The 18,918-nt window shown below is 67.9% G+C and carries 12 protein-coding genes and 8 tRNA genes; 6 read left to right on the top strand and 14 right to left on the bottom strand.

Annotation, left to right across the window (positions count from 1 at the left end):
* Positions 1-9 precede the first annotated feature (9 nt).
* From dbpA to QWL29_RS15820, 3 genes are all read left to right on the top strand, one after another.
* Positions 10-1,416 (top strand): ATP-dependent RNA helicase DbpA, encoded by a 1,407-nt coding sequence (gene dbpA / locus QWL29_RS15830; RefSeq protein ID WP_305823836.1) that lies wholly within the window; start codon positions 10-12, stop codon positions 1,414-1,416.
* 119 nt (positions 1,417-1,535) lie between these two features.
* Positions 1,536-3,029: a serine/threonine-protein kinase gene (locus QWL29_RS15825; protein WP_305823835.1), complete on the top strand. Its 1,494-nt coding sequence runs from the start codon at positions 1,536-1,538 to the stop codon at positions 3,027-3,029.
* Positions 3,030-3,032: 3 nt separating this feature from the next.
* Complete coding sequence (locus QWL29_RS15820) at positions 3,033-3,509, top strand: TssQ family T6SS-associated lipoprotein (RefSeq protein WP_305823834.1); 477 nt, start codon at positions 3,033-3,035, stop codon at positions 3,507-3,509.
* Between the two features lie 11 nt (positions 3,510-3,520).
* Here QWL29_RS15820 and QWL29_RS15815 read toward each other — a convergent pair whose 3' ends face one another.
* The 3 genes from QWL29_RS15815 to earP all read right to left on the bottom strand — a co-directional run bounded on the left by QWL29_RS15815 (position 3,521) and on the right by earP (position 7,063).
* Positions 3,521-5,125, bottom strand: coding sequence for an amidase (locus QWL29_RS15815; RefSeq protein WP_305823833.1), 1,605 nt, complete (start codon positions 5,123-5,125; stop codon positions 3,521-3,523).
* Positions 5,126-5,255: 130 nt separating this feature from the next.
* The gene (locus QWL29_RS15810; RefSeq protein WP_305823832.1) at positions 5,256-5,831 is read right to left on the bottom strand and encodes an elongation factor P; all 576 of its coding nucleotides are present in this window, start codon (positions 5,829-5,831) and stop codon (positions 5,256-5,258) included.
* Between the two features lie 65 nt (positions 5,832-5,896).
* A complete protein-coding gene (gene earP, locus QWL29_RS15805; RefSeq protein WP_305823831.1) occupies positions 5,897-7,063 on the bottom strand; it encodes an elongation factor P maturation arginine rhamnosyltransferase EarP in 1,167 nt (388 codons plus the stop codon).
* 355 nt (positions 7,064-7,418) lie between these two features.
* Between earP and QWL29_RS15800 the strand changes: the two genes are divergently transcribed.
* From QWL29_RS15800 to QWL29_RS15790, 3 genes are all read left to right on the top strand, one after another.
* Entirely contained in the window at positions 7,419-8,546 is a 1,128-nt protein-coding gene (locus QWL29_RS15800; RefSeq protein ID WP_305823830.1) for a hypothetical protein, read from the top strand.
* A gap of 226 nt (positions 8,547-8,772) precedes the next feature.
* Entirely contained in the window at positions 8,773-9,018 is a 246-nt protein-coding gene (locus QWL29_RS15795; RefSeq protein WP_305823829.1) for a hypothetical protein, read from the top strand.
* 49 nt (positions 9,019-9,067) lie between these two features.
* Entirely contained in the window at positions 9,068-11,059 is a 1,992-nt protein-coding gene (locus QWL29_RS15790) for a S8 family serine peptidase (protein WP_305823828.1), read from the top strand.
* A gap of 66 nt (positions 11,060-11,125) precedes the next feature.
* Here the strand turns inward: QWL29_RS15790 and QWL29_RS15785 are convergent.
* The 11 genes from QWL29_RS15785 to QWL29_RS15735 form a co-directional block, all read right to left on the bottom strand.
* A tRNA-Glu gene (locus QWL29_RS15785) sits at positions 11,126-11,201 on the bottom strand.
* A 70-nt stretch (positions 11,202-11,271) separates the two neighbouring features.
* Positions 11,272-11,347 (bottom strand) — tRNA-Glu (locus QWL29_RS15780).
* Positions 11,348-11,417: 70 nt separating this feature from the next.
* A tRNA-Glu gene (locus QWL29_RS15775) sits at positions 11,418-11,493 on the bottom strand.
* Positions 11,494-11,522: 29 nt separating this feature from the next.
* Positions 11,523-11,598 (bottom strand) — tRNA-Ala (locus tag QWL29_RS15770).
* A 92-nt stretch (positions 11,599-11,690) separates the two neighbouring features.
* Positions 11,691-11,766, bottom strand: a tRNA-Glu gene (locus tag QWL29_RS15765).
* Positions 11,767-11,795: 29 nt separating this feature from the next.
* A tRNA-Ala gene (locus tag QWL29_RS15760) sits at positions 11,796-11,871 on the bottom strand.
* Between the two features lie 92 nt (positions 11,872-11,963).
* Positions 11,964-12,039 (bottom strand) — tRNA-Glu (locus QWL29_RS15755).
* A 34-nt stretch (positions 12,040-12,073) separates the two neighbouring features.
* A tRNA-Ala gene (locus QWL29_RS15750) sits at positions 12,074-12,149 on the bottom strand.
* A gap of 194 nt (positions 12,150-12,343) precedes the next feature.
* Positions 12,344-13,735, bottom strand: a complete 1,392-nt coding sequence (gene gltX / locus QWL29_RS15745; RefSeq protein ID WP_305823827.1) for a glutamate--tRNA ligase — start codon at positions 13,733-13,735, stop codon at positions 12,344-12,346.
* 93 nt (positions 13,736-13,828) lie between these two features.
* Positions 13,829-17,521: an AMP-binding protein gene (locus QWL29_RS15740; protein WP_305823857.1), complete on the bottom strand. Its 3,693-nt coding sequence runs from the start codon at positions 17,519-17,521 to the stop codon at positions 13,829-13,831.
* Positions 17,514-18,899 carry an aminotransferase class I/II-fold pyridoxal phosphate-dependent enzyme gene (locus tag QWL29_RS15735; protein ID WP_305823826.1) on the bottom strand — a complete coding sequence of 462 codons (1,386 nt, stop codon included), beginning with the start codon at positions 18,897-18,899 and terminating at the stop codon, positions 17,514-17,516. Before QWL29_RS15735 ends, QWL29_RS15740 begins: the two co-directional genes overlap by 8 nt.
* Positions 18,900-18,918 lie beyond the last annotated feature (19 nt).

Below are 18,918 nucleotides of genomic sequence, written 5' to 3'. Positions count from 1 at the left end.
GGAAGAACCATGACCCACGCATTCTCCACGCTGCCGCTGGCAGCACCCTTCCTCGCCAACCTCGACACCCTCGGCTACCGCGAGATGACGCCGATCCAGGCCGCCAGCCTGCCCGCCGTGCTGGAAGGCCGCGATCTCATCGCCCAGGCCGCCACCGGCAGCGGCAAGACGGCCGCCTTCGGCATCGGCATCCTGCAAAAGCTGAACCCGGCGTGGTTCGCGGTGCAGGGCCTGGTGATGTGCCCGACGCGCGAGCTGGCCGACCAGGTGGCCGGCGAACTGCGGCGCCTGGCGCGCGGCGTCGGCAACGTCAAGGTGCTGACCCTCACCGGCGGCGTGGCCATGCGCCCGCAGATTGCCTCGCTCGAGCACGGCGCCCACATCGTGGTCGGCACCCCGGGCCGCATCCGCGACCACCTGGGCCGCAGCACGCTCGACTTGTCGAAGGTGCAGACCCTGGTGCTCGACGAAGCCGACCGCATGACCGACATGGGCTTCTACGACGAGATCGCCAACATCGTGCGCGCCTGCCCGGAACGCCGCCAGACCCTGCTGTTCTCGGCGACCTACCCGGACGATATCCGCCACGCCACCTCGCACTTCCTGCGCGACCCGCTGGAAGTGGTGGTCGAGAGCCAGCACGACGAATCGACCATCGAGCAGCGCTTCTATGAAGTCGGCTTCGACAACCGCGACGACGCCGTGGCGCGCCTGCTGAGCCACTACCGTCCGGTCTCGGCCATCGCCTTCTGCAACACCAAGGCCCATTGCCGCGAACTGGCCGACACCCTGCGTGCCCAGGGCTTCTCGGCGCTCGCCCTGTATGGCGAACTCGAACAACGCGAACGCGACGAGATCCTGATCCTGTTCGCGAACCGCAGCTGCTCGGTGCTGGTGGCCACCGACGTCGCCGCGCGCGGCCTCGACATCGCCAATCTGGAAGCGGTGATCAATGCCGATGTGTCGAAGGATGCCGAAGTGCACGTGCATCGCATCGGCCGCACCGGCCGCAACGGCGAATCGGGCCTGGCGCTGACGCTGTGCGCGCCGAACGAAAAGAAATGGGCGCGCCTGATCGAGGAATACCAGGATGCCCCGGTGGCCTGGCACAAGCTGGACGAGCTCGGCGGCAACGAGCTGGCCGCCGATCCGGCGCCGATGCTGACGCTGGTCATTTCCGGCGGCAAGAAGGACAAGCTGCGTCCGGGCGACGTGCTCGGCGCGCTGACCGGCGACGCCGGCTTGCTGAAAGAACAGGTCGGCAAGATCAATGTGACCGAGTTCCAGACCTATGTGGCGCTCGACCGCCGCATGGCGCACGACGCTTTTGACCGCCTGAATGCGGGCAACCGCCTGGGGCCTGACTTCGGCACCATCAAGGGTCGCAACTTCAAGATGCGCTTCCTCGACCTGTAACGAGCGCGTGTTTTTTCACACGCTCTGAAAAGTGCGCCGCCAGTGCGCACGTTTGACTCAGCAGCGACACGCTCGCGCCAAATCTGGCATAGTTTTGCTAAAAATAAACGGTTAGCAAAATGACCAGCCAAAACACAGTCCTTTATACGCCATTCGCAGGCGGACGCACGGTCCGCGACATCGTCGAGCACAGCCCTGCGCTCGTGAGCGAAGCGTGGTGCCGCCGGATCCTGCAGCACATCCTGCAATCGCTGGAACAGCAATACGCGAGTCATGCGCCGCACCGCATCATCACGCCCGACACCGTGGCCGTGCTGGAGAGCGGCGAGGCGCTGCTGCTGCCGTCGCCGGACGGGCTCGCCTCCGACGAAGCCGACGGCGCGCAGGACATCCACGCCCTGGCCCTGGTCATCCACTATGCCATCAGCGCCGAGTTCCCGCCGGAAGGTCCGCTCGGCCCGCGCCTGTACGACCATTACAGCGATGCATTGACCCGGACGGTAGACCGCTGCCTGGGCCCGAACCTGCGGCTGCGCCCGAAAAATATCCCCGAACTGCGCGCCATGCTCGGCATGGATGACGCAGCAGCTCTCCCTGCCGTGCCTGCCGTGCCTGCTGTGCCTGCTATGCCTGCTGTGCCGGCCAAGGAGCCAGTCGCCCCCGCTGCGGCGCAAGTCGCGGAAACGCCGCCCAGCGTGCCGGCGCCGGCCGCACTGGCAGTGCCGCTCGACACGCCGTTCGAACTCAGCACGGCGGAAGCGGCGGATCCCGCCGAACCGGCGCGCGTGCCAGCCCAGCAGAGCGCGCTTGACGCTACCGCCGGCATGCCTTCCGGGGCGCATTCCAGGATACCAGCCAGCATGCCGCCCCCGGCGATCTCCCGCGAAACAACACCCGACAAGCCGATTGCGGCCACGCCGCTCAAGCCCTCGGCCCATGCCGCGCCCGTGGCGGCTTCCGCTGCCGCGCCTGCAATGGCTCCTGCGGCGCCAGCGCGTCCGCCGGTTCGCACGCCACCCCAGCCTGCCCGCAAGAAAAGCAGTGTGGAGCGCTGGGCCATGGTCGCCGGCGCCGCCATCGTGCTGCTGGCAGCCGGCAGCGCGCTCTACGCCCACCTGAACCAGGACAATTCGGACGACACCCTGGCGCTCGCAGTGCAGCAGGAAACGGCCGCGCAGGGGCTGGACGCCGGCGAGGCGGTGGTCGCACTGCCGGCCGGGAGCGCCGCTACACCGGACGCGAGCACCGCGGCCGAAGCCAGGCCCGCCGACGACACTACGGATGCGGACACCACCGCCGGCTCGCTGCCGGATGCCGTCAACACCGCGGCGCCTCTGCACAATGCCACTGCACCGGCCGCCCGCCAGGCCGACGCCGTCGTCAACGGCACCACCTATAAATTGCTGATCAAGCCCTGGGGCACGGTGTACGTGAACGACGTCGACCGTGGCGTCAGCCCGCCGGTCAAGCGCCTGACGCTGGGCCAGGGCCAGCACACGATCCGCATCGTCAACCCGAACTTTGCCGAGCACGTGATGACCGTCAATGCCGGCACTGCCGAAAGCGCGACCATCGAACACGATTTTACGGCGCAAGCCGACGGAGGCCGATAAACGATGAACCGAAACACTTGCCATCGCTTGCTGCTGGCCATCCTCGCTGGCAGCACCCTGGGCGGCTGCGCCCAGATTGCACCCCTGCTCGAGCGCAACCCATCCGGCAACCATCCAAAGGCCGAGTCGCGTCCGGAGCCGCGCGCCGAAAACCGTCCGCGCACCGAGACCCGCCCGGACGCGTCCAGCGGGCGCGAACAGGTGGCCCTGCGCGAAGGCATCCGCCTGTACAACGATGGCGACTTCAACGGCGCCATCAAGCGCCTGAACTCGACCGATATCCGCAGCGGCGCCCCGCTGCAGACCCGCACCACGGCCCTGAAGTACACGGCCTTCAGCTACTGCGTCACCTCGCGCCCCAGGCAATGCCAGCAGGCTTTCGAGAAGGCCCTGAAGATCGACCCGGACTTCTCGCTCGAGCCGGGTGAACAGGGCCACCCGCTGTGGGGCCCGGCCTTCGAGCGCGCCAAGCGCAGCTGAGCGCTACACACTTACACCTGGATGTTTACCGTGGCCGGGAAGCGCGGTGCGCGGCGCCGCTGCGAGGCCTGCTCGTAGACATAGGCCATGCCGATCAGCGTGGCCTCGCTCCAGGCGGTGCCGACGAACGAGAGTCCGACCGGCAAGCCGCGCGCCTGCCCGGCCGGCACCGTGATGTGCGGGTAGCCCGCCACCGCCGCGGGCGACGAAAAACTCATGCCGTAGTGGTCGCCGTTGATGTAGTCGGTCAGCCAGGCCACGCCGCCGGTGGGCGCCACCAGGGCGTCCAGGCGATGCGCGCGCAGCACCTGGTCGATGCCTTCCTCGCGCGCATAACGCAGGTTGTTGGCCAGGGCGTCGCGGTAGACCTTGGCGTCGAGCCCGCGCTTGGCATGAGCGGCGATCAAATGCTCCTGGCCAAAAAACGGCATCTCGCGCGCTGCCTGCTTTTCATTGAAGGCAATCACATCGGCCATGTTCTTCACCGGCGCATGCGGGGCGTAGGCGGCCAGCCAGGCTTTCAGGTCCGGGGCGAACTCGTGCAGCAGCACCTCGATTTCCGTCTCGCCGTACTTGTCGGTGTTCGGGACCGTGACGTCGACCAGCACCGCGCCTTGCGCCTGCAGCAGCGCCAGCTCCTGGTCGACGATCGCGTCGATGGCCGTGCTGCCGCCAAAGAAATTGCGCGCCACACCGATGCGCTTGCCGCGCAAGCCGTCAAGCCGAAGCGCCGCCGCATAGTCGGCCACCTTGCCCTGGCTCTCTTTCGTCACGCCATCATCGGCATCGACGCCGGTCATGGCAGCCAGCATCAGGGCGGCGTCGGCCACGCTGCGCGTCATCGGGCCGGCCGTGTCCTGGGAGTGGGCAATCGGGATGATGCCGCTGCGGCTGACCAGGCCCAGGGTCGGCTTCAGGCCGACGATGCCGCAGCTCGAGGCCGGCGAAACGATCGAACCGTCGGTCTCGGTGCCGACCGCCAGCGTCGCCAGGCTGGCGGCAATGGCCGCGCCGGAACCGGAGCTGGAGCCGCTCGGGTTGCGGTCGAGGGCGTAGGGGTTGCGGGTCTGGCCGCCGCGCGCGCTCCAGCCGCTCACCGAATGGGTCGAGCGCATGTTCGCCCATTCCGACAGGTTGGTCTTGCCGATGATGACGGCGCCGGCCGCACGCAAACGCGCCGCGACAAACGCATCGCGGCTGGCGCGCACGCCGTCCAGCGCCAGCGAACCGGCGGTGGTGCACATGCGGTCGCCGGTGGCGATGTTGTCCTTGAGTAGCACCGGGATGCCGTGCAACGGGCCGCGCAGCTTGCCGCCGGCGCGCTCGCGGTCGAGTTCCTGGGCAATTTTCAAGACCTCGGGATTGGTCTCGATGACCGCATTCAGGCGCGGGCCGGCCTTGTCGATGGCGGCGATGCGGGCCAGGTAGCGCTGCACCAGGGCCTGGGAAGTGATGGTGCCGGCCGCCATCGCCGCCGATTGTTCGCGCACGCCCGCTTCGAGGAGGTCCGCTTCGGCGCGCGGCCTGGGCTTGGGCGTGACCGCCGAGGCCGCTCCTGCCGTGCCGGCCAAGGCGCCGGCAGCCATGCCGATCCGAACAAAGTCCCTACGATCCATTTCCACTCCTTTATGTTATTAGAGCAATAGAATAGCAGCGCCATGGGCGTAAGACGCGCCTGCCGCGCCGGGCAGGGACGAAAAAAAACGCTGCCGTGAGGGGCAGCGTTTTTCTTGACAGCGTGATCGATCAGTTACGAACGACCTTCTTGTATTCGTTGGTGCGGGTATCGATTTCGATGATGTCGTCCTGGCTGACGAACAGCGGCACCATCACGACGTGCTGGTGGGCTTCGATGGCGTTCTCGATTTTCGCTTCCTTCAGGACGTTGCCCGAAGTGTTGCCCTTGACTGCAGGCTCCGAGTACACGATCTGGCGTGCGATGATGGTCGGCAGTTCGACCGAGATCGCCTTGCCGTCGTAGAACACGGCTTCGCATTCCATACCGTCTTTCAGGTAGTGCAGCGCGTCGCCCAGGTTCTCTTCTTCGATTTCGAACTGGTTGTACTCTTCGTCCATGAAGACGTACAGCGGATCGGCGAAGTACGAGTAGGTCACCGGCTTCTTGTCCAGCACGACGACGTCGAACTTGTCATCGCCACGGAACACGTTTTCCAGCGGAGCGTTCGTCAGAAGATTCTTCATCTTCCACTTGTAGGTGAAGCCCGTGCGGCTCGAGCCGTTGACATCGGAACGCAGCACGATAAAAGGCTTCTCGTCAACCATGATGATGTTGCCGACACGGATTTCTTTTGCGGGTTTCATATGAATTATGATCGAAAAAAGGGGTTGCAGTAACCGAGCATCATATCATGTAATGTGCGGCGCGCCTAACGAAGTGAAGCGGCAAAGCCGAGCAGGTTCGAGGCCACGTCGCCGTTCTCCTGCATCCGCGCTTCCCACGTCCCTGCCCGCTCGGCGATGGCCGGCAGTTCGGCTTGCAGCGCCAGCCACAGCGCCTGCCAGTCCTGCTCGCCGGCGAGGCCCGGACCGGCGCCGTTCCAATGCAGGGAAACATCCCGCAAGCTGTCGAGCCCTTCGGCATAAACGTCGAGGAAAGCGCGCAGTTTCTTGTGGTGCAGATTCTCGTCCTGTAAATAGATATGCCAGACGAAGGGCCGGTTCGCCCATTGGGCCCGCACCCAGGAGTCCTCGCCGCGCACGAAGTTCAGGTCGCAGGCCCAGAGCAGGCGGTCATAATCGGGCTGGGCCACGAAAGGCAGCACGCGCACGGTCAGCGCCCCGCGCGTGGCGCAGTCGCCGGCCGCGGCAGGCCTGCCGAAAAAGGCGGCCACGGCATCCGCCGCGACGCCTTCCGGCACCAGGCAGGCGATCGGCCCGGCATGCTTTTCCCAGGCCTGGAACAGCGCTTCGACCGGGGCGAAGGGATAGCAGAACAGCGACACCTTGAATGCCTCGATCTCGCTCTTCCCCAGTCCCAGCCCGCGCAGGAAGGCGTGCGCCCGGCCGGGTTCGGACTGGAAGGCGCCCCTTTCGGCGCCCAGTGCGCGCTCGCGCAGCAGGCCGCCGGTCTTGTTCGTGAAGCCGGGGAAGAAGAAGTGCTTGGTCAGCTTCAGGCGCGGGTGCATCGACGGCAGGCGGTGGCAGCCCTCGACCCACTCCTCGGCGCTGAGGCCCTCATAGTTCAGCCAGACCGGGCGCGGGCTGCGCTGCGCCATCGCCTCCACATACCCCGGCGGCAGGTCGCAGCCGAAGAACTCGATGACGATGTCGTCGACCTCGGCGGGCGTGTAGCTGCCGTCCTGGCCAAGCCAGTGGCGCACCCGCACACCCTGCACCTCCTGCAGCGCGGCTTCTGTGTCCACTTCCGGGCAGATGCGGCGGAAACTCTGCAGGTCGTCCACCCACAGGGTGACGGCGACGCCGTGCTCGTGCCGCAGCTGGCGCGCCAGGCGCCAGCAGATGCCGATATCGCCATAGTTGTCGACGACCTTGCAGAAGATGGTCAGGGTGGTCTGGGGTGGATTCAGGGACATGTTCAAAGAGGAATACCGAGGGATTACTGCGGGAAAGCGCGCCATTCTAACCCATTCATTCGGCATGACTGCCGCTTGTCTGCGCCAGCGCAAACTGCTTTGCGCAAACCGGGCATGGTGCCGAATCGGCTCAAACTTCATGGCAGGCACCCGGTCCAATCCATAGCCGCAGGAAGGCGAATACCAATTCGCCCCTGCTCTTTGTCCACGCGCCGGCCTTACGCGGCGCGCGGATACCACGTACGCGGCCGCTTGCAGCACGCGGGCCAGGAAAATTCACATCAGCCAGGCACGCTGTCGCGTGCCAACCGTCGGCGTTGTTGCCGGCAGCCGCATTACACAGGAGGAGTCGAGCATGAATGAATTCCAGCAGTTCGGATATGGCCAGCCCGAGATCGCCCCGCAATCCCTGTTGGGCGGATTATTCGGGGCACCGGCCGGCGGCGCCGTCGGACGCGGTGTCGGCGACATCTTCGGCAACCCGAATCTGGGCAGCCGCATCGGCCAGTTTGCCGGCGACCTCATCGGCAGCCTGTCGCCGTTCGCCGCCGATCCAACAGCCGCTTACGGCGGCCAGCAGCAGGATCCGCAGCAGGCCCAGCAACTGCAACAACTGCAACAGCTGCAGCAACTACAGCAGCTGCAACAACTGCAGCAACTGCAACAGCAGGGACAGGTCGATCAGCTTGCCCCGCAAGGCCTGGGCAGCTGGGTCAGGAAACTGGCCAAACCCGCCGGCGCCGTGATTGGCCAGGTGACCCGCAATCCAAACCTGGGCGGCATCGTCAGCGGCGGCCTGCAGAGCATCGGCGGCTTCCTGCCGCAATCCGTCGATGCCCAGGGCGGCGTACAGCAACAGCAGCAGCATCCGCTGGTCCAGCAGTTGCAGAAGCTCCAGGCCCAGCAGCAGCAATTGCAGCAGGCATTGCAACAGGTGCAGCAGCAGGCCGTCGCACTGCAGCGCCAGCTGTCGGCCCAGGCGCAAGCCCAGGTACAGGCCGGTGGCCAGATTGCACCGCAGAGCTGGCTGACCGACCTGACCGGCCTTGCTGGCCAGCTCGCGCAGCCGGTTGGCGGCATCATCGGTGGCGCGTTCGGCAACCAGCAGCTGGGCAGCCAGATTGGCGGCATGGCCGGCCAACTGACCGGCCAGCTGGGCCGCATGCTGCCGCAGTCCGTCGACCCGTACGCAGCCTATGCCCAGCAGGCGCAACTGGCACAACAGGCAGGCGGGCAGGGCCAGATTGCACCACAGAGCTGGCTGACGGACCTGACCGGCCTGGCCGGCCAGTTCGCGCAGCCGATCGGCGGCTTCATTGGCGGCCAGTTCGGCAACCAGCAGCTGGGCAGCCAGATTGGCGGCATCGCCGGCCAACTGACCGGCCAGCTGGGCCGCATGTTGCCGCAGTCGGTCGATCCGTATGCGGCATATGCCCAGCAGGCGCAGCAGGCCCAGCTGGGCGGCCAGCAAACCATGCATTGATGGTTGCCGGCGGCGGAAGCGGCCAGCCGCCGCGTTCGCCGCTCATTGCAGCAAGCTACCGGGTGCCTCCTGCCTGGGAGGATGTGAAAAATCCGTCAGGGCAAGGGATACGGCCTGCCGGGCTGAGTCGAAGACAGTACGAGCGTACGGCGAGACGAGGCAACGCAGCCATGGCGATTTTTTCACATCCTCTGCGGGTGGGAGGTTTGAACAGGAGGATATGCCGATGCCAAGTTCCGGAGGGCCGACCCGCTACATCGTGCGCGCAGCCAACGATGACGGCGCACTCGCCAGTTTCATCGCCAGCATCCACAACGACCCGGCGGTACGCCTGGTCGACACCATTGGTCCCAGCGCCGGGCCGCCGCATACCGTCGTTGTCGAAACCGACCCGGCGACTGCCGAACAGCTGAAACAACGCACCCGCAACCAATTGATGATTGAACCCGACAGCCCACTGTCGCTGTTCTGATGCGGCCGACGTGGCTGGCCCGACAAAAACGAACGAAAGGAAAAACGACATGCCGAAAACTCCTCAAGGCGGGCCCGGCGATGGTCCCGAGCACGCCGGCCAGCCGAATGGTCCTGGCGGCCAGCCGAATGGCCCCGACGGCGCCGGTGGCGCCGCCGGCATCGATGGTGCAGCACGCGAACCGCGCGGCCGCACCGTGGCCGAACGCAAGAAAAAATACCTGGTCGCGTCGCGCCGGCCGCTGGGCGGCTTCGGCACGCTGGGCCTGGAAGCCGCGGGCCTGGCGCCGCTGTCCCTGTCGACCATCGAGCAGGCGCTGCAGGCCAGCCCCGACATCGACGTGGTCGACAAGATCGCCCCCCGCAGCGCGCTCGAATCGTCCGGCATCGACGGCGGCAGCAGCGAAGGCGTGCTGGTGGCGCGCATGACCGACCGCCAGGCTGCGGACCTGAACGGGCGCGGCGGCGGGCGCCTGCTGGTCGAGCGCGACCAGCACCTGCAGCTGCTCGACCCGATGCTGCGCCGGCCCGACCTGGTGTCCTCGCTGACGCCGTACAGTGGCCCCGCCGTCGACGTCATCATTTCCGTGGCCGGCCAGGAGGGCAAGCCCCTGCCCGAGGCGGAAGTGTCCCTGTTCGGCGGCATGTTGCCGGCCTCGGGCGTTACCGACGCCAACGGCATGGTCCAGCTGCGCCTGTACGGCGACGATCCGCGCACCATCAGCGGCCTGTACGTGAAGCCGCGCGCCGACTACTGGAGCTTCTACCAGCGCGATCCCGACCTCAGCATGGACGAGCCGAACATCGTCACCCTGCATGCGCTGTCCGAATCGCCGTCGCTGCAGGGTTTCCCGCGCCAGAACGCCCTCGGCTGGGGCGCGCGCGCAATGCGGCTGGATCAATTGCCGCCCCACTTACGCGGCCAGGGCGTGAAGATTGCCGTCATCGACTCGGGTGCGGCGCTCAGCCACGGCAACCTGAACCGCATCCACGCCGGCTTCGACATCATCAACAAGCGCACCGACCCGAACACCTGGAGCGAGGACACGCTGGGCCACGGCTCGCACTGCGCCGGCGTGATCGCGGCCAGCGATCCGGCCTGGGGCATCCGCGGCTTTGCGCCCGAGGCCGAGATCCATGTCTGCAAGCTCTTCCCGGGCGGCCAGGTCAGCCAGCTGATCGAGGCGCTCGAGTACTGCATCGAACACGGGATCGACGTCGTCAACATGAGCCTGGGCGGCGGCGCGGCGTCGGAAGCCCTGGAACGCCAGATCGTGCGTGCGCGCCAGGCCGGCGTGGCCTGCATCGCGGCCGCCGGCAATTCGGGTGGGCCGGTGCAATATCCCGCCGCCTCGCCGAACGTGCTGGCGGTGGCGGCGCTGGGCAAGCTCGGCGAATTCCCGGCCGACAGCTATCACACCGAAACCGTCAGTCCCGATGCCGATGCGCAGGGCTACTACAGCGCCAAGTTCAGCTGCTTCGGACCGCAGGTCGACGTCTGCGCACCGGGGGTGGCGATCGTCTCGTCGGTGCCGCCGAATAACTTCGCGGCCTGGGACGGCACCTCGATGGCGGCGCCGCACATCACCGGGCTGGCGGCCCTGATCCTGGCGCACCGGCCGGAATTCCAGGGGCTGGGCGGAACGCGCTCGCCGGACCGGGTCGACCGGCTGTTCCAGATCATCCGCCTCAGCGCGCGCCGGGTCAGCCTGGCCGATCAGTCGCGCATCGGCCACGGCATGCCCGATGCGCTGGTGGCGCTGGGCCTGCCCCTGAATCCCGCGCAGCAACCTGGCCCATGGCCGGGGGTGGTCGGCAATGCGGCGCTCGCGAACCTGCCGGGGCTGGCCGGTATCGGTGCGTTTGGAGGAAGCGGCGCGTTTGGAGGGCCTGCCGGGCTTGGTGGGCTGGGTGGGAACGGACATCCTGGAATGCTCGGCGGATTCCCGCCCGGACAGCAATTCTTCGCCCCATCGCCGCTGGCCTTGCAGATGCTGCAGTATGGGTATTCGCTGAACGGCTTGCCGCCGCCGCGCTGGTGAAACAGACCGGGCGTGTTCCGGCACCTGGAAAAGCAAAAAGCCGCTCAAGGCGGCTTTTTGCACTATTGGCGTCCCCACGGGGATTCGAACCCCGGTACTCACCGTGAAAGGGTGATGTCCTAGGCCTCTAGACGATGGGGACCTAAAACTGTTCCGATTACTGCTTTACTACTGTGCGGCTTAGTTAATACTATTAACTGCTGCCAAATTCTTGGCGTCCCCACGGGGATTCGAACCCCGGTACTCACCGTGAAAGGGTGATGTCCTAGGCCTCTAGACGATGGGGACCTAAAACTGTTCCGATTACTGCTTTACTACTGTGCGGCTTAGTTAATACTATTAACTGCTGCCAAACTCTTGGCGTCCCCACGGGGATTCGAACCCCGGTACTCACCGTGAAAGGGTGATGTCCTAGGCCTCTAGACGATGGGGACCCTGGACTGCTATAACGTGTTTTCCGACGTGGTGGAGGTAAGCGGGATCGAACCGCTGACCTCTTGCATGCCATGCAAGCGCTCTCCCAGCTGAGCTATACCCCCTACGGGAAAACAACACTATAACATACTGCATTTACTTCTACTACTGCTGCCGCTGGCGCAGCTTCTTTACTACCAGCCAGTTGCCAATCGCTTGGCGTCCCCACGGGGATTCGAACCCCGGTACTCACCGTGAAAGGGTGATGTCCTAGGCCTCTAGACGATGGGGACCCTGGACTGCTATAACGTGTTTTCCGACGTGGTGGAGGTAAGCGGGATCGAACCGCTGACCTCTTGCATGCCATGCAAGCGCTCTCCCAGCTGAGCTATACCCCCTACGGGAAAACAACACTATAACATACTGCATTTACTTCTACTACTGCTGCCGCTGGCGCAGCTTCTTTACTACCAGCCAGTTGCCAATCGCTTGGCGTCCCCACGGGGATTCGAACCCCGGTACTCACCGTGAAAGGGTGATGTCCTAGGCCTCTAGACGATGGGGACCCTGGAACTACACACTACAAACTACACTTCAGAGTGGTGGAGGTAAGCGGGATCGAACCGCTGACCTCTTGCATGCCATGCAAGCGCTCTCCCAGCTGAGCTATACCCCCGTATTTCACTATCTCGCTCACTGTATCACCTTGCTGCTGTGTTACCGTGTGCTGCTGAAGTGCGAGCATTATAGCGGGGGTTCTTGCATTTCGCAAATGCCGATTTGCGTGCGGACAAACCTTGTTTGAAACCTTCTTAGAAACGTGGTTTGAAACCCCTTTGCGAACCGCATGCCCCCGCCCTGTAAGACCGATTACAGGCCCTTGCTCACGCGTGCCAGCACGGTCTCGCGGCCGAACAGTTCCAGCACCGCGTCGATGGCCGGCGTCTGCAGCTGGCCCGTCACGAGCAGGCGCAGCGGCATGGCGATCTGCGGCATCTTCAGGCCGTGCGCGGCCAGCACTTCCTTCAGCATCGCGGCCAGGGCGGCCTTGTTCCACTCCACCGTCTGGCAGCGCTCGACAAACGTCGCCAGCGCCGGACGCACGGCATCGGTCAGGTGCTGGGTCAGCAGGGCCGCATCCGGCTGCGGCTGGCGATAGAACAGCATGGCGGCATCGGCCAGTTCATTGATCGTGTTGGTACGCTCCTTCAGCAAGGCCAGCACGGTCGGCAGCGCCGGCGCGCCGTCGAACTCGGCGCCTTGCGCTTCCATCTTCGGACGCGCGAGATCGGCCAGGCGTTCGTTGTCGGCCAGCTTGATGTAGTGGTTGTTCAGCCAGGCCAGCTTTTCCGGATTGAACTGGGCCGCCGAGGCGGTCAGGTGTTCCAGGTTGAACCACTCGGTGAACTGCTCCATCGAGAAGATCTCGTCGTCGCCGTGGCTCCAGCCCAGGCGCGCAAGGTAGTTCAGCATTGCTTCCGGCAGGAAGCCCTGCTCCGGGTACTGCATTACGCTGACCGCGCCATGGCGCTTCGACAGCTTCTGGCCGTCCGGGCCCAGGATCATCGGCAGGTGGCCGTACTGCGGCAGCTCGGCGCCGAGTGCGCGCAGGATATTGATCTGCCGTGGAGTATTGTTCACGTGGTCGTCACCGCGCAGCACGTGGGTAATCTCCATGTCCCAGTCGTCGACCGAGACGCAGAAGTTGTAGGTCGGGGTGCCGTCCGGACGCGCGATGATCAGATCGTCGAGTTCCTTGTTAGCGATGGTAATCGGGCCCTTGACCACGTCGTTCCAGGTGACTTCGCCGCCCTCCGGGTTCTTGAAGCGCACCACCGGCTTCACGCCTTCCGGCACGGCCGGGAGGGTCTTGCCCGGTTCCGGACGCCAGGTGCCGTCGTAGCGCGGCTTCTCGCCAGCGGCGCGCATACGCTCGCGCATCGCTTCGACTTCTTCCGGCGAGCAATAGCACAGGTAGGCGGTGCCGGCTTCCAGCATGCCCTTCACGACCTCGCGGTAGCGGTCCATGCGCTGCATCTGGTAGAACGGGCCTTCGTCGTGCGACAGGCCCAGCCATTGCATGCCGTCCAGGATGGCCTGCACCGCTTCCGGCGTCGAGCGTTCGAGGTCGGTGTCCTCGATGCGCAGGACGAAGGTGCCGCCGAAGTGGCGGGCATAGGCCCAGGAATACAGCGCGGTGCGCGCGCCGCCGAGGTGGAGGAAGCCGGTCGGGCTGGGGGCAAAACGGGTGCGGACGGTCATGGCGAAAAGCGAAATGGTAAAGGGGCTATTTTACTCCGCTATGGACGGCGCGCGGCACCGGCCGTCGCGGGCGCGCCACCATCGCTTCATGCCTCATGCCTCGCGCTGTGCATCACGCTGTGCATCGCGCTGTGCATCAATATACGCCGCCAACGTGCGCACCGTCGGGTAATCGTAGAGCAGTTCGGCGCCCACCCTCACCCCGCTGGCCGCCTCGATCTCGAGCGCCAGCGGCACCGAGGCCAGCGAATCGATGCCGAGGTCGCCGAACGCGGCGTCGATGCCGACCTCGACCTGTGGCTGGCAGCGCAGGGTGCCGGTCGACAAGTGCACCCTTCCCCCATCGAACGGTTCGGCAGCGCTTTCGCGCAGCCATTTCAGCAGGCAGGCGCGCACCAGCTCGACCGAGGATGCAGATGCTGGCCCGGGTGTGGACATGGGCGCAGCAGCAGCCGGCAGCGCCCGGTCCGCCCCGCCCCCCTCGATCCCGTCGCGGCCCAGCAACGGATCGAGCGCATGCGCGGCGCCGGGCAGGGCCTGCTCGACGTCCCCGATCGCCAGCGCATAGCCCTGTACGCGCGCCAGCAGCGCCGCGGCGGACGGGCAAGCGCCGGCGGCCGGCCGCTCGGCTGCGATGGCCTCGCGCAGGGCATCGAGCCGGCGCGCCGCCCAGGCCGCCGCCTCGCCACGGGCGGCCGCGGCCAGCAGGGTCCAGGCCGCAAACTCGCCGTTGCGCCAGTCCTGCCACTGGCCCTGCCCCGCCGCCGGCAGGCGCGCCAGGCTGTCGGCCAGGGCTGGGGCGCTGAACAGTCCGGCAACCGTGCGCGCCAGCGGATTGCCCGGCGTGCGCACCAGGGCGCCCAGGTGGGCATACAGCGCTTCGCTCGGCCCTTCCAGGATGCGCAGCACGCGCGCATCGCGCAGCAGGCGTGGGGCGATGTTGTTTTCCAGGTAGCCGCGCCCGCCCAGCAACTGCATCAGGCTGTCGGCGGCGCTCCACAGCAGTTCCGACAGCACGCACTTGCAGGCGCTGCAGGCGTCCTGGAGCGCGGTACTCGCGGTACTTTGACCCACCGTGCCCCCCATCGCGCCACTGTTCGCGCCGTCCGCCGCGTCCAGTGCGCGCGCCAGCGCCTGCACCAGCGCCCCGGCCGCGCCGATCGCGCAATCGAGTTCGTGCAGGCGCAAAGCGGTGACGGGGTTGTCGAGCAGCCGTCCGCCGGCAACGTCGCGCCGCGCCGCGTAGCGCGCCATCAGCTGGGCACAGCGCTGCATCGCCCCCACGCACAGGGCGCCGATACCGAGCCGGGCAAAGGCCATCGCGTCCTGCGCCACCTCCATGCCGGCGCCGGGCGCGCCCAGCACCTGCTCGTCGGGCACGAATACGTCGTCGAAGCGCAGCGCGTTCTGCACCATCGCGCGCATGCCCATGGTCAGCGCTTCCGGGCCCTGCACCAGTCCCGGCGCGTCCTCCGGCACCAGCAGCGCCACCGTGCCAAGCGCCCTGCCCGCCGGATCGAAGGCACGCGCGAACACGTTCAGCACGCCCGACCACGAGGCCAGGCCGATCAGGTGCTTGTCGCCGCTCAGGCGCCAGCCGCCGTCCACGCGCAGGGCGCGGGCGCCGATCGCACGCGGATTCGAGCCTGCCTGCGGCTCGCTCATGGCGAACGCGGCCAGCTGGCGGCCGGCGGCCAGGGTGGGCAGCCAGCGGCTGTGCAGCGCCGCGCCGCCGGAGCGCAGCAGCGGGCGCAGGCCCAGGCCATTGTGCACGCCGACCACGGTGGCCAGGGTCAGGTCGATGGCGGCCAGCTGCGCCATCACCCGCACCAGGTCGGCGCTCGCCAGCGCCTGGCCGCCGGCCTCGAACGGCGCCTGCAGGCCGAACAGGCCATGGTTGCCGAGGTCGAGCAGCAGGTGCGGCGCCATGGCGCGGCGCTCGTCGTCGAGCGCCGAATTGATGCGCCGCGCCGCGTACTGGCGCAGCCAGGCGATGATGGTGTCGGCACGCGCCGCGCTGCCTGTCCCGGACGTCTCCCCGCCCTGCGGGATGGACTGCGCGCGTGGGCGCACCAGCGCCAGCGCGCCGGCAGCCAACAAGGCCTTGCAGCGCGCGCGTTGCACCTTGCCGCTGGTCGTGCGCGGAAAGGCGCCCGGCGCCGCGAACGCCAGCGTATGCAGCGGAACGCCCAATCCCGCGGCCACCGCACTGCGGATGCGCCGGCCCAGCGCTTCGACGTCGCCGCTGCGCGCCAGCGCGCGGCTGGCCTCGATTACCACCGCCAGACGTTCGCCCTCGCCGTCCTCGATACCGAAGGCGGCGCAGCAGTTCGGCGCCGCCATTCCGCCTGCGCGCTCGGCCAGTTCCTCGATGTCCTGGGCATACAGGTTGCGGCCGTTGACGATGATGAGGTCCTTGCGCCGTCCGGTGACGAACAGTTCGCCTTCGTGCAGGAAGCCGAGGTCGCCGCTGCGCAGCAGGGGCATGGCGCCGGGCGCCGCCTGCGCTGGCTCGTCGGTCAGGCGCCCATGGTAGCCGCGCGACACGCCCGGCCCGCCGATGCGAATTTCGCCCACCAGGCCGGCGCCGGCCGCGGCTCCCGTATCGGGATCGGCGATGGCTACCGTTACCCCTGGCGCCAGCGGACCGCAGCCGACCACGGCCCGCGCCATCGCATCGCCTGGCGCCGCCGCGCGCACCTGGCCGCGTTCCAGCGCGGCGCCGTCCAGCGCCAGGATGCGCGGCCCGCGCCCGAGCGGCCCGCCGGCCACCAGCAGCGTCGCCTCGGCCATGCCGTAGCAGGGAAACAGTGCGCCGCGGCGCAGGCCGCACGGCCCGAACGCCGCCATGAAGCGCTCCAGCGTTGCCGCACGCACCGGCTCGGCGCCGTTGTACAACACCTCCAGGCACGAGAGGTCGAACTGCGCCGCCGCATCGGGCACGATGCGGCGCACGCACAGGTCCCAGGCGAAATTCGGCGCGCCGCTGCAGGTGGCGCGGTAGCGCGTTACCGTTTCCAGCCACAGCGCCGGGCGGCGCAGAAAGGCGCCGGGCGACATCAGCACCGAGCGGAAGCCCAGCGCCAGCGGCGCGGCGATGCTGCCGACCAGGCCCATGTCGTGGAAGGGAGGCAGCCAGCTGACCATCACCGTCCGCGGCCCGAAGCCGAAGGCCTGGCCGATGGCGGCGACGTTGGCGGCCAGGTTCGCATGCGTGATCTCCACGCCCTTCGGCTGCGCCGTCGAGCCGGAGGTATATTGAAGAAAGGCGAGCGCGCCGGGGTCCGGCAGCGCGAGTTGCGCTGCATCGGCCGCAGCGGCAGCCATCGCGGCAGTGAATGCATCGCCCGTGTCCATGCACAGCAGCGGCGCCGCGCAGCCGGCGCGCGCCAGCGCCGCACGCGTGGCTTCCTCGGCCTCGGGCGCGCCGAGCACGATGGCCGGTTGGGCGTCGGCCAGCAGGGCCGCCAGCCGTTCGACGTCGCGCCGGCGGTGCGCGGGCGCGGCCGGCACCGCCACCACGCCGGCCGCCAGGCAGGCGAAAAAGGCGACCACGAAGCCGCAACCCGGCGGATACAGCAGCAGCGCGCGCGCGCCCGGCGCCACGCGGCGCGCCAGCAGCGCGCCCAGTGCGGCCACGCGCGCGGCCAGCTGGCGGTAGGAGACATCGACGACCTCGCCGTTCTCGTGCAGGAAGGTCAAGGCGACGCGTTCGGGGCTGTGCGCCGCGTGGTGAGCAAGGCGATGAAGCAGCGTGGCGCCGCCAGGCTCGGCGGCTTCAGCCACGGCTGCGCTCCCGGCGCCCGGGGCCGCGTTCGGGCTCCACGCCGAGTGCGGCGCCGGCGCCGTTGACGGCGGCGCCGACCAGGCGCGCGCCGTGGCGCAGCTGCCCGGCGCCATGCGCGGCCATCACCTGCAGGCGCAGGCGCGCCGCGCCCAGCGGCACGCCGGGGAATTCGACCGCGTTCACGTGCACGTTGGCGCGCGCCAGCGTGCGTCCGGCCAGGCGCGCCACCGGCTCGCTGCCGATCCACACCGGCACGATCGCCGACGGCAGGCCAAGGCAGCGCAGGCCGGTTTCCGCCAGCCCGGCGCGCAGGGCCACGGCATTGCGCAGCAGGCTGGCGCGCAAGCCATCGCCTTCGCTGCCGCCGGCGATGCGCAGCGCTTCCAGCACCGTGGCCGCCTGTACCGGCGAGAGCGCGTTCGAGAACAGGTGCGGCCCGGCGAACAGCTGCAACTGGCGTTTCACGGCGCGCGAGGCGCAGGCGACGAAGCCGCCGTTCGAGGCAAAGGTCTTCGAGAAGGCGCCCATCACGATGTCGATCTTGCCGAGCATGCCCTGCTCGCCGATGCTGCCGCTGCCGCCCGGCCCCAGCGCGCCCAGGTCGTGCGCCACGTCGACCAGCAGCGTGGCGCCGTATTCGCGGCACAGGTGCTGCATCAACGGCAGGTCGGGCACGTCGCTGTCCATGCTGAACAGGCCTTCGGTGACGACCAGGATGCCATTGTCCGGGTCGCGCAAGCGGATCGCCGCCAGCACTTCGCGCACGTGGCCGGTGTCGAGGTGGCGGTGCAGCGCGACGTTGCGCGTGGCCGCGCCGGCGCCCTGGCGCAGCGAGGCATGGGCCAGGGCATCGACCACTACATAGTCGCGCGGCCCGACCAGCGCCGTGATCAGGCCGAAGGCGGCGCCCCAGCCGGTCGGGAACAGCGTCACGTGCGCGCAGCGCAGCAGCGCGCCGAGGGACTGCTCGAGCGCCAGCGACGCGCTGCTGTTCCCCAGCAGGACGGCCGAACCGGCGCTGTGCGGGCCGGACACCAGCAGGGCACGCTGCGCCGCCTCGCGCACCGCCGGATGCGAGGCCAGCGACAGGTAATCCTGGGAGGCGAAGTTGACGCCGGGCGCGGCCTCGCACACCGCCGCATCGCCCTCCTCGCGCACGCGCGCCTCGGGTCCGGGCGCGCCGTCCACCGCGCGCGCGTACTGCCACAGGCCGTGCGCGGCGCGCAGCGTGCACCAGGCGTCGAGCGCCTCGGTGCGGCGGATCAGGTCGGGGCCGCGCGGCTGCGCGAACTGGGCCACGTTGCCGCGCAGGGCGCCGCAGGCGGTCAGTCCGGCGATGTCGGCGGCCCGCCCGAAGTCAAGCGTTTCTTCATGCACGATGTACTCCTGGAAGGGT

The sequence above is a fragment of the Massilia brevitalea genome, assembly GCF_030711405.1.
Taxonomy (GTDB): domain Bacteria; phylum Pseudomonadota; class Gammaproteobacteria; order Burkholderiales; family Burkholderiaceae_D; genus Telluria; species Telluria brevitalea.
The sequence above is the reverse complement of the archived record's forward strand: the minus strand, read 5'-3'. Positions and strand labels throughout refer to the sequence as shown.

Coding starts and splice junctions, on each gene's coding strand:
- QWL29_RS15810 (WP_305823832.1), bottom strand. CDS start 5,831: ATGAAACCCGCAAAAGAAATCCGTGTCGGCAACATCATCATGGTTGAC.
- QWL29_RS15815 (WP_305823833.1), bottom strand. CDS start 5,125: ATGGATCGTAGGGACTTTGTTCGGATCGGCATGGCTGCCGGCGCCTTG.
- QWL29_RS15790 (WP_305823828.1), top strand. CDS start 9,068: ATGCCGAAAACTCCTCAAGGCGGGCCCGGCGATGGTCCCGAGCACGCC.
- earP (WP_305823831.1), bottom strand. CDS start 7,063: ATGTCCCTGAATCCACCCCAGACCACCCTGACCATCTTCTGCAAGGTC.
- gltX (WP_305823827.1), bottom strand. CDS start 13,735: ATGACCGTCCGCACCCGTTTTGCCCCCAGCCCGACCGGCTTCCTCCAC.
- QWL29_RS15820 (WP_305823834.1), top strand. CDS start 3,033: ATGAACCGAAACACTTGCCATCGCTTGCTGCTGGCCATCCTCGCTGGC.
- QWL29_RS15825 (WP_305823835.1), top strand. CDS start 1,536: ATGACCAGCCAAAACACAGTCCTTTATACGCCATTCGCAGGCGGACGC.
- dbpA (WP_305823836.1), top strand. CDS start 10: ATGACCCACGCATTCTCCACGCTGCCGCTGGCAGCACCCTTCCTCGCC.
- QWL29_RS15795 (WP_305823829.1), top strand. CDS start 8,773: ATGCCAAGTTCCGGAGGGCCGACCCGCTACATCGTGCGCGCAGCCAAC.
- QWL29_RS15800 (WP_305823830.1), top strand. CDS start 7,419: ATGAATGAATTCCAGCAGTTCGGATATGGCCAGCCCGAGATCGCCCCG.